A 13,129-nucleotide genomic window follows, 5' to 3' on the forward strand; every position below is an offset into this window, starting at 1 on the left:
TGTGTCCTAAACTCCGAACGGCAAGATAGGAAGTGGCGGTACGCGCGTCAACGGTTCGCGCAGAGGTGTACGGGAGTGGTGTGCGTGACGAGTGAACTCTGGCCGGTTTCCGACGTGTTGGTGTTCCTGGCCGGGAGCTGGCGCGTGGAGCGGACCGTGCGGGATCTCGCCGACGACGTGACCGGCACGTTCACCGGCACCACGGACTTCACGGCGACGGACGACGGGGGGCTGCTGCACTTCGAGTCGGGCACCTTCGCGTGGCACGGAGTGGTGCGCCCCGCCGAGCGGACCCTGCGCTATCTGCCGGGCGAGACGCCCGGCACGGCCGTGGTGCGCTTCGCGGACGGCCGCTTCTTCCACGGCCTCGATCTGCGCGACGGCCGGCACATCGCGGACCACCCCTGCTCGGCCGACCTCTACCGGGGCGAGTTCGAGGTGTACGACGCCGACACCTGGCGGACGGTGTGGCGCGTGAAAGGACCGGCGAAGGACCTGGTCCTCACGACGGACTACCGCCGGCTCTAAGAGCCGGGCAGCAGTTCGTCGCAGGCCGTCCTGAGGCGGCGTACGCCCTCGGTGATCTCGGCCGTCCCGGCGACCGCCACGAAGCTCAGCCGGAGGTACGGGGCCGGGGGTTCGGCCGCGAAGTACGGCCGGCCGGGGGCCACGGCGACGCCCGCGCGCAGGGCGCCCGCGACGAGCCGGCGCTCGTCCGTGCCGTCGGGCAGCCGCGCCCACAGGTGGTAGCCGCCGACCGGGATGTACGGCAGGGACAGTTCGGGCAGCCGCGCGGCGAGGGCGGTGGCGAGGGCGTTTCTGCGGATCCTCAACTCCCCCGCCACCGTACGCAGATGGCGCGGCCAGGCCGGGGACCCGACGAGTTCGAGCGTGGCCTCCTGCAAGGGGCGTGGCACGAAGAACTGATCGACGACCTGGATGGCGCGCAGCCGCTCCAGGACCGGGCCGCGGGCCGCCAGGCAGCCGATGCGCAGGCTCGGCGAGGTCGCCTTGGTGAGCGAGCAGACGTGCACGACGACGCCGTCGGGGTCGTCGGTCGCCAGGGGGCGGGGCAGCGGGCCCGCGTCGTCGTGCACGAGGCGACGCACGAAGTCGTCCTCGACGATGAACGCGCCGGCCTCGCGCGCGATGCGGAGCACCTCCGGGCGTCGCTCCACACCGAGCACCGCGCCGGTCGGGTTCTGGAACAGCGGCTGGCACACGAACAGGCGGGCGCCGGTCGCCTTGAAGGCCTGGGCGAGCAGGTCCGGGCGGACGCCGTCCCGGTCGACGGGCACCGGCACGGGGCGCAGGCCCGCGGCCCGCGCGATCGCCAACATGCCGGGATACGTGGGCGATTCGACCAGGACGGGGGCGCCGGGCGGGGCCAGCGCCCGCAGCGCCGTGCCGAGCGCCGACTGGCCGCCGGAGGTGATCAGCACCTCCGCGTCGGTGATCGCGCCGCCGATGCCGCGGGCGAACCATTCGCGCAGTTCGGGCAGTCCGTCGACGGGCGGCCGGTTCCACGCGCCGGGGCGCCGTCCCGCGCGGGCGAGCGCGGCGGCCATCGCGCCGACGGGCTGGAGCACCTGGTGCAGATAGCCGCCGTTGAACTCGACGACCCCGGGCGGCGAGGCGGCCAGCGTGACCAGCACGCCCGAGGCGTCCACCGCGCGGGGCACCGGTTCCGTGGCGGAGTCGGCGCTCAGCGCGACCTCCTGCCACGACGTGTCGCCCGCGGGGGCGGCGGCGCGGGGTGCGGCCCTGAAGGCACCGGCTCCCGGCCGCGTCACCACGAGTCCTTCGGCGGCGAGCTGGGCGAGCGCCCGCGAGACGGTCACCGGGCTGACCCGGAACCGCTCGACGAGAGCCCGGCTCGACGGCAGCTTCTCACCATCTGAGTAGCGGTTCAGCTCGTCCCGCAACCGTTTCGCCAGTTCGCCCACGCTGCTACGCTCATGCATGACGAGTGAGAATAGCGCTACCGAGAACATCGCGATAGCAGTTGCCGAGCGGTCCGATCCATCAGCTCCCCCTGGCACCGCCCCGGGCCCGGCATCGGGGACGACCCGCGGCCCGGCCGCTACCGGCACGGCGCTCGCCGCTCTCGGCGTCGTCGCGTTCTCCCTCACCTTCCCCGCCACCGCCTGGGGTCTCGAAGGGTTCGGCCCCTGGTCGCTGGTGAGCGTCCGCAGTGTGCTCGCGGCCGTGATCGCGGGCGCGTGCCTGCTCGCCCTGCGCGTCCCGCTTCCGCGGCGCCGGCACTGGGCGGGGCTCGCGGTCGTCGGGGCCGGTGTGGTCCTGGGCTTCCCGATGCTGACCACGCTCGCCCTGCGGACGGCCACGACCGCGCACTCGGCGGTCGTGGTGGGCCTGCTGCCGCTGACCACGGCCGTGTTCTCCTCGCTGCGCACCGGGGCCCGGCCCTCCCGCGCCTTCTGGATCGCGGCGTGTGCGGGCGCGGCCGCGGTGATCGCGTTCACGGTGCAGCAGAGCGGCGGCGCCCTCACCCGGGCCGACCTGTACCTGTTCGGGGCGCTGCTGATCTGCGCGGCCGGCTACACCGAGGGCGGCCGGCTCGCCCGGGTCATGCCGGGCTGGCAGGTCATCGCGTGGGCGCTGGTGCTGTGCCTGCCGGTCGCCGTGGCGGGCGCGGCGGTCGCGCTGTCGTACGAACCGGTACGGCTGACCGGGCACGCGGTGGCGGGCCTGCTGTGGGTGGCGGCGGGCTCGCAGTTCCTCGGCCTGGTCGTCTGGTACAAGGGCATGGGGCTGATCGGCATCCCGAAGGCGAGCCAACTCCAGCTCGCCCAGCCCCTGTTGACACTCGTGTGGTCGGTGTTCCTGCTGGGCGAGTCGCTGCCGGTCGCGGCGCCGCTGACGGCGGGCGCCGTCCTCGTCTGTATCGCGGTCACCCAGCGCGCCCGCGTCTGAGCGGCCGTCAGGGGTCTCAACTCCCCGCCCCCGCCGTAGACTTGCCGGAACTCACGGCATGGCGAGGAGGTCACTCCTGATGCGCGCAACCGTAGGCGACCGGCTCCTGGTGCACGGCCGGATCGTCGGTCAGCACGACAGGATCGCCCAGATCATCGAAGTCCTCGGCACCGACGGCGGTCCCCCGTTCCGCGTCCGGTTCGAGGACGGCCACGAGGCGATCATGTCGCCGGGCCCCGACGCGGTCGTGCGGCCCGTCGTCGGCCGACGGGAGTGACCGGACTCGGTGGCGCCCGTACTCAGTAGCTTCCGTACTCAGTAGCTCCGGTACTCAGTACCTCCCGTAGTGGTCCGCGACGACCCGGGCCATGGCGCCGATCCGGTCCTGTCCGACCTCCTTCGCGGAGAAGAAGACGTGCCCGCGGGCCTCGGGGAAGCCTGCCGCGTAGGTGAGGTGACGCGACAGCTCCGCGGGGTCCTGCCATGCGGCGGGCTGCGCCGGATCGCCCGCCTTGTAGAGAGCCTCGCCGATGTAGAGGCGCACCCCGGTGCCCCGCACGGCGTCGGCCCACCACGGCACGAGCTTCGCGTAGTCGGCGGCGGCGAAGCCGATGTTCCAGTACACCTGCGGGCAGATGTAGTCGATCCATCCTTCACGCACCCACCTGCGGGTGTCCGCGTGCAGGTCGTCGTACGTCTGCACCCCGGCCGTCGTGTCGGACCCCTCGGGATCGGTCGCCCTGTTGCGCCACACCCCGAACGGGCTGATCCCGAAGCGGGCCCGGGGCCGGGTCCGCTTGATGCGGTGCGCGGTCTCGCGGACCAGCCGGTCGATGTTGTCGCGCCGCCAGGCCGCCCGGTCCACGAAGCCGCCGCCGTACGTGGCGTACGCCTCATCGTCGTCGAAGGTCTGGCCCGCGACCGGATACGGGTAGAAGTAGTCGTCGAAGTGGACGGCATCGATGGCGTACTTCTTCACGGCGTCGAGCATCGCGTCCTGCACGAAGCGCCGGACCTGTGGCAGTCCCGGGTTGTAGTACAGCTTCCCGCCGTACGGCACGACCCAGTCGGGGTGGACGCGCGCCGGGTGCGTCGGGATCAGCCGGCTCGGGTCTGTGTGATTGGCGACACGGTACGGGTTGAACCAGGCGTGCAGTTCGAGGCCGCGGCGGTGCGCCTCGGTCACCGCGGTACCCAGCGGGTCCCAGCCCGGGTCCTGGCCCTGGGTGCCGGTGACGACGTCGGACCAGGGCTCGTACGGGGACGGCCACAGGGCGTCGGCCGTGGGCCGCACCTGGAAGATCACCGCGTTCAGGCGGCGGCGTACCGCCGTGTCCAAGTGCGCGAGGAGCTCCGCGCGCTGCTCGGGGACGGTCAGCCCCGGGCGCGAAGGCCAGTCGCGGTTGGCGACGGTGGCCAGCCACATCCCCCGCATCTCGTGCCGGGGGCGGCCCCGGTGCGGTCCTCCGGCGACGGCGTCCCCCGCCGTCAGTCCGGCCAGCGTGAGCGCGGCCCCGATCGTCACGGCTCGACGTGAGATACGTCCCATGGTTCCCCCCTGATTCCTGTGCCACGGTGTTGCCGGGATGAACAGCCGTTAACCCGGGCTCCACCCGTCCCATGTCTACGGGGTAACGTGCAGATCCGAAAGCCCCGGGAGGATCCTGCCTGCCGGCAACCCCGGACGAACAGCGAAAGGCAGAGGGTGACAGACACCTTGACTGACATCACACGCGTCGGCGTGGTGGGCTGTGGCCAGATGGGCGCCGGGATCGCAGAGGTCTGCGCCCGCAGCGGCCTGGACGTGATGGTGGCCGAGACCACCGGTGAAGCCCTGGAGATCGGCCGCACCCGGCTGCTCAACTCCCTCGCCAAGGCGGCCGAGCGCGGCAAGATCACCGAGGAGGAGCTGGCCGAGACGCAGGAGCGGCTCACCTTCACCACGGACCTGGGCGAGTTCTCCGACCGTGACCTCGTCATCGAGGCGGTCGTGGAGAACGAGCAGGTCAAGACGGAGATCTTCCAGGTCCTCGACCAGGTCGTCACCCGGCGCGACGCGATCCTCGCCTCGAACACCTCGTCCATCCCGCTGGTGAAGCTGGCCGTGACGACGTCCCGCCCGGACCACGTGATCGGCATCCACTTCTTCAACCCGGCCCCGGTGCAGAAGCTCGTCGAGCTGATTCCGGCGCTCACCACGTCCGAGGGCACCATCAGCCGTGCCCAGGCCCTGGTGGAGAAGATCCTCGGCAAGCACGCGATCCGCGCCCAGGACCGCTCGGGCTTCGTGGTCAACGCACTCCTCGTGCCGTACCTGCTCTCGTCGATCCGGATGTTCGAGTCCGGCATCGCCAGCCGCGAGGACATCGACAACGGCATGGAGCTGGGCTGCGCCCACCCGATGGGCCCGCTGAAGCTCTCCGACCTGATCGGTCTCGACACGATCGCCTCCATCGCGGACTCGATGTACACCGAGTACAAGGAGCCGCTGTACGCCGCTCCCCCGCTGCTCCAGCGCATGGTCGACGCGGGCCGCCTCGGCCGCAAGTCCGGCTCGGGTTTCTACACCTACCCCTGATCACACTCCGTGCTCGCCAGTGGGCCCGGTGCTCTTCGGAGCACCGGGCCCACTTCATTCGCACGGGGAGTGAGCGGGGGACTCGCATATGCCTTTCGCACACGCTCCCGCCGCGTCCACCAGGCGAGTTGACTTCCAATGCGCACATCAAAGATGTGACGCTACGGAAAGGAGCGGCCCAGTGACCACCGACCCGGAGCATTCCGTGGTCCCAGAAGAACTCGCGGAGTTACGCCGTGTTGTCGAGGTAGGACTGACCCGAGTCGACGGCCAACTCGCCCTGCTGTCCCACCGCGACGATCAGACCGTCAAGGATCAGGACGATCTGAACGCGCGGATCGCCGCACTCGAGCACACCCGCTGGCCCCTGCCCGCGGTCGCGGCACTGACCACGGTCGGGGCACTGGCCATCACGATATGGCAGGCGCTCGGGCGTTAGAGTGCGGGCGCTGTGCGGGAGGCGTCAGCCCAGCCGCAGATGATGCAGCAGCAGTAACGCGGCCGCCATGTTGGCGGCCGGGACCTCTCCGCGAGCGATCATGTCGGGGACGAGTTTGAGCGGGACCCATTCCCTGCGGTCCGACTCGAAGTCGTCCTGGGGGTGGCCGATGTACGTTCCCTCATCGGTCCAGTAGATGTGGTGCCGGGCGTCCGTGAGGCCGTTCGACGGTTCGACGCTCATCAGATGGCGCAGCGGTCCCGGCCGCCAGCCGGTCTCCTCCTCCAGTTCCCTGGCGGCCGCGTACGCGATGTCCTCGCCGTCCTCGACGACGCCTGCCGCCAGTTCCCATCCCCAGCTGTCGGTGATGAAGCGGTGCCGCCACAGCAGCAGCACCTCGTTCGCCTCGTTCACCACCGTGGCGACGGCCACCGGCCGCAGCCGTATGACGAAGTGGTCCAGATGCCGGCCGTCCGGGAGCTCAACGTCGGCCAGGTTGACGCTGAACCAGCGGTTTTCATACACAGTTTGTTCGTTCTGTTTCGTCCACTGCACGGTTCTGCCACCTTCCGCTTAGTTGATGGCAATATCGCAGCAGCGGCGGCCCCGGGCGTCCTGGCTAAGGGTTCAACGGGTTCAGAGCGGTACGCGCAGCGCCCCGTCGATGAGTTCGGCGGCCTCGGCCGTGCCGGCGCAGCCGCTGCGCACCAAGTGCTCGCGGACCGCCCGGAGTCTGTCGCGCAGGCGCTGGGACTCCATCCCCCGCGCGGTCTCGGCCATCTCGACGGCGGAGGCCACGGCCTGTTCGGCCTGGCCCTGGCGGAGCTGGATCTGGCTGAGCACGGCGAGCCGGTGCACCCGGCCCCGGTCGTGCGCCGGGGTGTGCACGGCCTCGGTGGCGTGCTCCCTGGCCGACGCGTAGTCGCCGAGGCTCAACAGGGCCTCCGCGATCTGTACGTTGACGAATCCGGGCTGGACGTATCCCGTCTCGTCCGGCTCGCGCCCGCGCCGGATGCGCCCGGCGGCGGACTCGGCACGCCGGATGCACTCCAGGGCGCTCGTGCCGTCGCCGAGGTGGGCGTACGCCTTCGCCTGCATCGCGTACAGGTCGGAGGCGAGCGCCGGGGTGATGTGCCGACCTGCGGCACGCAGCGCGGCCTCGGCGAAGGCGACGGCCTGGCGGTGCTCGCGCATGTGCAGCGACTGGTTGACGAGCAGCGCTATCACGTACGCCCCAAGTCCCCTGTCCCCACTGGCCTTTGCCAGCCGCAGAGCCTGGTGGAAGTAGCGCTGGGCGAGGCCGTGCGCGTCGGAGTCGTACGCGCAGATGCCTGCGATGGCGACCAACCCGCCGGTGGCGCGGTGCAGTTGGCGTCCCGTGGCATCGGTGTACCTGCCGCGCAGCAGGGGCGCCGCCTCGGCGTTGAGGAAGCCGACGATGCGGGTCCGCGTCCCGACGCCGCCCGCCTTGCGGTACATCTGCTCGTAGTGGGTGCGGGCCGACCGCATCATCTCGATGTCGGCGGGGCTGACCAGAAGGCGTCCGCCGCGCGAGACATCGGTGTCCTCCGGCGGGTTCTCCCACTCCCACACGGGCATCACGGCGGGGGTGCCGGTGACGGCCGGGGCGTCGAGGATGTGGCGCCGCTGCTGTTCGTCGGAGCGCCACAGGGCGGTGGCGCGCTCCACGAAACCGGAGAGCGAGGAGCTGTGCGGGGCGGCCGGCCCGCCGGGGATGCCGAGACCGATGTCGTCGAGGGTGACGTGCCGCTGGAGGCGTCCGGTGAGCACTTCGCAGATCAGGTCCGGGACCTGGCCGCGCGGCCGCTGGCCTTTCAGCCAGCGGGCGACGGCGGTGTGTTCGTAGCGCAGGGCGAGCCCGCGGGCTCTGCCCGCGTGGTTCACGTGCGCGGCAAGGCCCGCATGCGAGATCCCGGCTTCGTCGAGAATCGCGTCGAGCAGGGTGTTGGGCTGCATGGGTGCCCTCCGTTGGCTCGGTATTCCAAGCCTAGTCCCGACGCCTTCACACGGGGTGTGATCGGAATGCCCAACTCCGGGCGCCGTGCACTCTGTTGTGGCCGGATTCCCCCCGCTTGACTGAAGTGCCTCGCAAGAGGCCGGCCGGGCCGTCGGCTCCCCCTCATTCAGACGGCGGTCCGATCGATCCCGCGTCGTCCGCCCGCTCGCCTGCCCACAACCCCGCGGCGGGCGGGCGACGCCCCTGGCGGTGCGTGAGGTCAGAGAACCGTGTAAGCGGTGCGCACGACGGGCTCACCGTGCTGGACGGGTACGTATCCACGGTCGTTGCGCAGCACGAGGAGCGTGGCGTCATCGCCGGGAGGTCCGCCGACATGGCTGAGGAGCCGCTCGTACACGGCGTTGATGACGGCCTTCGGCACGACCGGCCGGCCGCGCACCGTCTCGGTGAGCTCGCGTTGCAAGGGAAAGAACCGGCCATGCGCGTCGCGGGCGTCCTCGATGCCGTCGGTGTGCAGCAGGAGCCCCTCTCCCGGCAGGATCCGTCCGCACCGTACGGGCACGAGCTCGGCGGGCAGCGGGAACGGGCCGAGCGGCGGCAGCGGGTCGCCGCCGGCCATCGGCTCGGCGCAGCGCACCACGCCGGGCCGCAGCAGATACGGCCAGGGGTGGCCGCAGTTGAGGGCGTACACCGCGCCGTCCGCCCGGATCTCCAGGAGCAGCACGGTCACGAACTCCTCGGCGTTCTCCGGATCGCTCCCCGCGACGGCCGGGTGTTCGGCACGCGCGCTCTGGCGCAGATGCCGTGCATGGGTCCGCCCCAACCTCCTGAGTACGCAGCCGAGTTCGCGCTCGTCGTGCGCGGCCTCGCGGAAGCTGCCGAGGACGGCGCCCACGGTGGCGAGCGCGCCGAGCCCGTGTCCGCGCACGTCCCCCATGACCACGCGGACGCCGTGATCGGTGGCGACGACGTCGTACAGGTCGCCGCCGACGCTGGCGCCGCGGTCGGCGGCGAGCCGGCCCGCGGCCAGGGCGAGCCCGTCGAGCCGGGGCGGCAGCGGTCGCAGCAGCGCGGACTGGGCGGCGCCCGCGACGGCCTTGATGTCCCGCAGCTCCCGCGTCAGGCCTCGTCGTACGTGAAGAATCAGCCCGCTGCCCACCAAGAAGAAGACGGCACTGCTCACGATGCGGGCGTCCAGGCCGCTCTGCCACGCGAGCGGGCAGGTCAGCTTGTACGTGATGGCGACGGCGCCCCAGACCATGGGCAGACCGCAGGTCAACACGCGCCGGAACCGCGGAGGTTCGGCGCGGACGGCCTTGGCGAGGCGCGCGCGGAGGGAGGTGCGAAGGGAAGTACGGAAGGTACGGGTGGGCGCCCTGGTCTTGGTACGCATTATGGCCACATGCCCCTGTCTGCCAGGATCATGGCGAATCCTCACCCGAACGAGTGAAGGGCGCACCCGGAGGTCCGGATGCGCCCTTCAACAGGCTCCTACCTGCGCCGTTACGCGCCGCGCAGCACCGCGCCCGCGCTCTCGGCGGCACGGGCGACCGCCGCGTCGCGGGCGGCGCTGGCCTCCTCGACCGTCAGCGTGCGGTCGGCGGCACGGAAACGCAGCGCGTAGGCGAGGGACTTCTTGCCGGCGCCGAGCTGCTCCGCGTTCTCGTACACGTCGAACAGGCGGAGGGACTCGAGGAGTTCACCGGCGCCCGCGCGCAGCGCGCTCTCCACGGCCGCGGCCGGGGTGCCCTGGTCGACGACGAGCGCGACGTCCTGGGTGGCGACGGGGAACGTCGAGATCCGCGGCGCCTGCACGACCCCGGCGCTCGCCTGCTCCACGAGGTCCAGGTTCAGCTCCATGGCACTGGTGCGGGCCGGCAGACCGAAGGCCTTGACGACGCGCGGGTGCAGCTCACCGGCGTGGCCGACGAGGGTCTTGACCCCGTCGATCGCGACGTACAGAGCGGCGCACCGGCCGGGGTGCCAGGGGCCGTACTGGCCCTGCTCCACGGCGAGTTCGGTGCCTGCCTCGTGGGCGATGACGCGGGCCGCCTCGACGGCGTCGGCCCAGGTCGTCGGATACCCCTTGCCCCACCAGCCGCTCTGCTCACGGGCGCCGGCGAGGACGACCGCGGCGTGCCGGGGCTGGTTCGGGAGCGCGGCCGTCAGGGACGCGACCTCCTCGGCGGTGGGACGCCGGACGACGGGCAGCCGGGTCGCGATGCGCAGTTCGTCCTGCGGGTGGAAGACCAGGCCGGTCTCGAACAGCGCCAGGTCGTGGCTGCCCCGCCCGTCGTTGCGGCGCAGCGCGGACAGCAGGCCCGGCAGCAGCGTCGTACGGAGGGCGGGCTCCTCGTCGGAGAGCGGGTTGACGAGGGTGACGACGCGGCGGGCCGGGTCCTCCTTCTCCAGGCCGAGCTGGTCGAAGACGGCCTCGCCGATGAACGGGTAGTTCAGCGCCTCGACGTATCCGGCGCCGGCCAGGACGCGGCCGACGCGGCGGTGCGTGCGCTGACGCTCGGTCAGGCCGCGGCCCGCCGGGGGCTTCGGCAGCGTGGAGGGCAGGTTCTCGTAGCCCTCCAGACGGATGACCTCTTCGGCCAGGTCGTTCGGGTCGGTCAGGTCGGACCGCCAGGACGGCACGGTGACCGTGAGCGTGTCTTGCCCGTAGACGTCACAGCCGACTTCCTGCAGTCGACGTACGACGGTCTCGCGGCCGTAGGTGACGCCCGCGACCTTGTCCGGGTGGTCGGCCGGGATGGTGATGGTGCGCGGCGCGCCCGGGGAGATGACCTCGGTGACGCCCTCCTCCGCGGTGCCGCCCGCGAGCAGCACGAGGAGGTCGACGACGCGCTGGGCCGCGGCGGAGGTGGCCTGCGGGTCGGTGCCGCGCTCGAAGCGCTTGGCCGCCTCGGAGGACAGCTTGTGGCGGCGCGAGGTGCGGGCGATGGTGAGCGCGTCGAAGTGCGCGGCCTCGATGACGACGTCGGTGGTCCCGGCGGCCCCGGCAGCATCGGTCTGATCCGCGATCTCCGTGTTGGCGCCGCCCATCACACCGGCGAGGCCGATCGGGCCGCGCTCGTCGGTGATGACGAGGTCCTCGGAGTCGAGGGTGCGCTCGACGCCGTCGAGGGTCTTGAACTTCTCGCCGGACAGTGCGCGGCGCACGCCGATCGAGCCCTGGACGAGCGAGCGGTCGTAGGCGTGCAGCGGCTGGCCGAGCTCCAGCATCACGTAGTTCGTGACGTCGACGGCGAGCGAGATCGGGCGCATGCCGGCCTTCTGCAGGCGGCGCTGCAGCCAGATCGGCGAGCGCGCCTCGGGGCTCAGCCCGGTGACCGTGCGCGCGGTGAAGCGGTCGCAGGCGATCGGGTCGGAGACCTGGACCGGGTAACCGAACGCGTTCGGCGCGGGGACGTCGAGGAGCGCCGGGTCGCGCAGCGGCAGCCCGTAGGCGGTGGCGGTCTCGCGGGCGATGCCGCGCATCGACAGGCAGTAGCCGCGGTCGGGCGTGACGGCGATGTCGAGCACCTCGTCGACGAGCTCGAGCAGCTCGATGGCGTCGGTGCCGGCCTCGTGCTCCGGCGGCAGCACGATGATCCCGTGCGTGCCGTCGTCGCCCATGCCCAGCTCGTCGGTGGAGCAGATCATGCCGTGCGAGGTCTTGCCGTACGTCTTCCGCGCGGCGATCGCGAAGCCGCCGGGCAACTCGGCGCCGGGCAGCACGACGACGACCTTGTCGCCCACCGCGAAGTTCCGGGCGCCGCAGACGATCTCCTGCGGCTCGCTCGTGCCGTTGGCGGTGCCGACGTCGACCGTGCAGAACCGGATCGGCTTCTTGAAGCCCTCCAGCTCCTCGATGGTCAGCACCTTGCCCACCACGAGGGGGCCCTTGAGGTCGGCGCCGAGCTGCTCGACGCTCTCGGCCTCGAGGCCGACACCGACGAGCTTGGCCTGCACGTCACGGCCGGTCTCGGTGGCGGGGAGATCGACGTACTCCCGCAGCCAGGAAAGCGGGACCCGCATCAGATCTCCATCCCGAACGGCCGGGTGAACCGGACGTCACCCTCGACCATGTCTCGCATGTCTTCGACGTTGTGGCGGAACATCAGCATCCGCTCGATGCCGAACCCGAAGGCGAATCCGCTGTACTTCTCCGGGTCGACACCGCACGCGGTCAGCACGCGCGGGTTGACCATGCCGCAGCCGCCCAGCTCGATCCAGCCCTCGCTGCCGCAGGTGCGGCAGGGCCGGTCCGGGTTGCCCACGGACTCACCGCGGCAGACGTAGCAGACCATGTCCATCTCGGCGGACGGCTCGGTGAAGGGGAAGTAGTTGGGCCGCAGCCGGGTCTTCATGTCGTCGCCGAAGAGCGCCTTGACCATGTGGTCCAGGGTGCCCTTCAGGTCGGCCATGGTGAGGCCCTCGTCCACGGCGAGCAGCTCGATCTGGTGGAAGACCGGGGTGTGCGTGGCGTCCAGCTCGTCGGTCCGGTACACGCGGCCGGGACAGACGATGTAGACGGGCGGCTCCCGGTCGAGCAGCGAGCGGGCCTGCACCGGGGAGGTGTGCGTGCGCAGGACGACCCCGCTCTCGTCGCCCGTCGTGCCCTCGGGGCCCTGGACGAAGAAGGTGTCCTGCATCTGCCGCGCCGGGTGGTCCGGCGTGAAGTTCAGGGCGTCGAAGTTGAACCACTCCGCCTCGACCTCGGGCCCCTCCGCGATCTCGTATCCCATCGATACGAAGACGTCCGCGACGCGCTCCATCATGGTCGTCAGCGGGTGGCGGGCGCCGGCCGGAGTGCGGTCGTAGGGCAGCGTGACGTCCACGGCCTCCTCGACCAGGACGCGCGCGTCGCGCTCGGCCTCCAGCTCGGTCTGGCGGGCGGCGAGGCCCCGGCCGACCGCGGCGCGGGCCTGGCCGACGCGCTTGCCCGCCTCGGCCTTCGCCTGCGGGGGCAGCGCCCCGATCTCGCGGTTCGCGAGCGACAGGGGGGCAGTGCCGCCGGTGTGCGCGACCTTGGCCTCCTGAAGCGCCTCGAGCGAGTCCGCGGCGGCGAAGGCGGCGAGCGCCTCGTCCCGCACGCGCTCGATCTCTTCCGGTTTCAGTGCCTCGACCTCGACCGGGTCGTACGACTTGTTCGGTGCCGACATCTCTTCCCGTGCTTCCGATTGGCTGGCGGATGGCCCCGTCCGACTCG

General features: G+C 71.6%; 12 protein-coding genes. 5 read left to right on the forward strand and 7 right to left on the reverse strand.

Features of this window, described 5'->3' with window-relative positions:
* The first annotated feature begins 84 nt into the window (after positions 1-84).
* A complete protein-coding gene (locus tag ACIREE_RS09535) occupies positions 85-528 on the forward strand; it encodes a DUF6314 family protein (protein ID WP_404148696.1) in 444 nt (147 codons plus the stop codon).
* Here the strand turns inward: ACIREE_RS09535 and ACIREE_RS09540 are convergent.
* Positions 525-1,964 carry a PLP-dependent aminotransferase family protein gene (locus ACIREE_RS09540; RefSeq protein ID WP_404148699.1) on the reverse strand — a complete coding sequence of 480 codons (1,440 nt, stop codon included), beginning with the start codon at positions 1,962-1,964 and terminating at the stop codon, positions 525-527. The genes ACIREE_RS09535 and ACIREE_RS09540 overlap by 4 nt on opposite strands.
* Between ACIREE_RS09540 and ACIREE_RS09545 the strand changes: the two genes are divergently transcribed.
* Together ACIREE_RS09545 and ACIREE_RS09550 are read left to right on the forward strand one after the other, a co-directional pair.
* Positions 1,963-2,934, forward strand: coding sequence for a DMT family transporter (locus ACIREE_RS09545; RefSeq protein WP_404148701.1), 972 nt, complete (start codon positions 1,963-1,965; stop codon positions 2,932-2,934). The genes ACIREE_RS09540 and ACIREE_RS09545 overlap by 2 nt on opposite strands.
* A 79-nt stretch (positions 2,935-3,013) precedes the next feature.
* Entirely contained in the window at positions 3,014-3,211 is a 198-nt protein-coding gene (locus ACIREE_RS09550; protein WP_404148703.1) for a DUF1918 domain-containing protein, read from the forward strand.
* A 54-nt stretch (positions 3,212-3,265) separates the two neighbouring features.
* On the opposite strand, the gene ACIREE_RS09555 is transcribed toward ACIREE_RS09550, so the two are convergent.
* Positions 3,266-4,483 carry a glycoside hydrolase family 10 protein gene (locus ACIREE_RS09555; protein ID WP_404148706.1) on the reverse strand — a complete coding sequence of 406 codons (1,218 nt, stop codon included), beginning with the start codon at positions 4,481-4,483 and terminating at the stop codon, positions 3,266-3,268.
* Positions 4,484-4,651: 168 nt separating this feature from the next.
* Between ACIREE_RS09555 and ACIREE_RS09560 the strand changes: the two genes are divergently transcribed.
* The gene (locus ACIREE_RS09560) at positions 4,652-5,512 is read left to right on the forward strand and encodes a 3-hydroxybutyryl-CoA dehydrogenase (RefSeq protein WP_404148709.1); all 861 of its coding nucleotides are present in this window, start codon (positions 4,652-4,654) and stop codon (positions 5,510-5,512) included.
* A 181-nt stretch (positions 5,513-5,693) separates the two neighbouring features.
* A complete protein-coding gene (locus ACIREE_RS09565; protein ID WP_404148711.1) occupies positions 5,694-5,951 on the forward strand; it encodes a hypothetical protein in 258 nt (85 codons plus the stop codon).
* Positions 5,952-5,975: 24 nt separating this feature from the next.
* Here ACIREE_RS09565 and ACIREE_RS09570 read toward each other — a convergent pair whose 3' ends face one another.
* The 5 genes from ACIREE_RS09570 to pheS all read right to left on the reverse strand — a co-directional run bounded on the left by ACIREE_RS09570 (position 5,976) and on the right by pheS (position 13,082).
* A complete protein-coding gene (locus ACIREE_RS09570) occupies positions 5,976-6,506 on the reverse strand; it encodes an NUDIX hydrolase (RefSeq protein WP_404148714.1) in 531 nt (176 codons plus the stop codon).
* Positions 6,507-6,587: 81 nt separating this feature from the next.
* Entirely contained in the window at positions 6,588-7,928 is a 1,341-nt protein-coding gene (locus ACIREE_RS09575) for a transcriptional regulator (RefSeq protein WP_404148716.1), read from the reverse strand.
* Positions 7,929-8,188: 260 nt separating this feature from the next.
* Entirely contained in the window at positions 8,189-9,322 is a 1,134-nt protein-coding gene (locus ACIREE_RS09580; protein ID WP_404148719.1) for a PP2C family protein-serine/threonine phosphatase, read from the reverse strand.
* Positions 9,323-9,432: 110 nt separating this feature from the next.
* Positions 9,433-11,955, reverse strand: coding sequence for a phenylalanine--tRNA ligase subunit beta (gene pheT, locus ACIREE_RS09585; RefSeq protein ID WP_404148722.1), 2,523 nt, complete (start codon positions 11,953-11,955; stop codon positions 9,433-9,435).
* Positions 11,955-13,082 carry a phenylalanine--tRNA ligase subunit alpha gene (gene pheS, locus ACIREE_RS09590; RefSeq protein WP_404148725.1) on the reverse strand — a complete coding sequence of 376 codons (1,128 nt, stop codon included), beginning with the start codon at positions 13,080-13,082 and terminating at the stop codon, positions 11,955-11,957. The genes pheT and pheS overlap by 1 nt, the downstream gene beginning before the upstream one ends.
* Positions 13,083-13,129 lie beyond the last annotated feature (47 nt).

This window comes from Streptomyces sp. NPDC102467 (assembly GCF_044765445.1).
Lineage (GTDB): Bacteria > Actinomycetota > Actinomycetes > Streptomycetales > Streptomycetaceae > Streptomyces.

What these genes read in the sequence shown, in the direction of transcription:
- pheT (WP_404148722.1), bottom strand. Translation starts at nt 11,955, where the DNA reads ATGCGGGTCCCGCTTTCCTGGCTGCGGGAGTACGTCGATCTCCCCGCC.
- ACIREE_RS09555 (WP_404148706.1), bottom strand. Translation starts at nt 4,483, where the DNA reads ATGGGACGTATCTCACGTCGAGCCGTGACGATCGGGGCCGCGCTCACG.
- ACIREE_RS09545 (WP_404148701.1), top strand. Translation starts at nt 1,963, where the DNA reads ATGACGAGTGAGAATAGCGCTACCGAGAACATCGCGATAGCAGTTGCC.
- ACIREE_RS09550 (WP_404148703.1), top strand. Translation starts at nt 3,014, where the DNA reads ATGCGCGCAACCGTAGGCGACCGGCTCCTGGTGCACGGCCGGATCGTC.
- ACIREE_RS09575 (WP_404148716.1), bottom strand. Translation starts at nt 7,928, where the DNA reads ATGCAGCCCAACACCCTGCTCGACGCGATTCTCGACGAAGCCGGGATC.
- ACIREE_RS09540 (WP_404148699.1), bottom strand. Translation starts at nt 1,964, where the DNA reads ATGCATGAGCGTAGCAGCGTGGGCGAACTGGCGAAACGGTTGCGGGAC.
- pheS (WP_404148725.1), bottom strand. Translation starts at nt 13,082, where the DNA reads ATGTCGGCACCGAACAAGTCGTACGACCCGGTCGAGGTCGAGGCACTG.
- ACIREE_RS09580 (WP_404148719.1), bottom strand. Translation starts at nt 9,322, where the DNA reads ATGCGTACCAAGACCAGGGCGCCCACCCGTACCTTCCGTACTTCCCTT.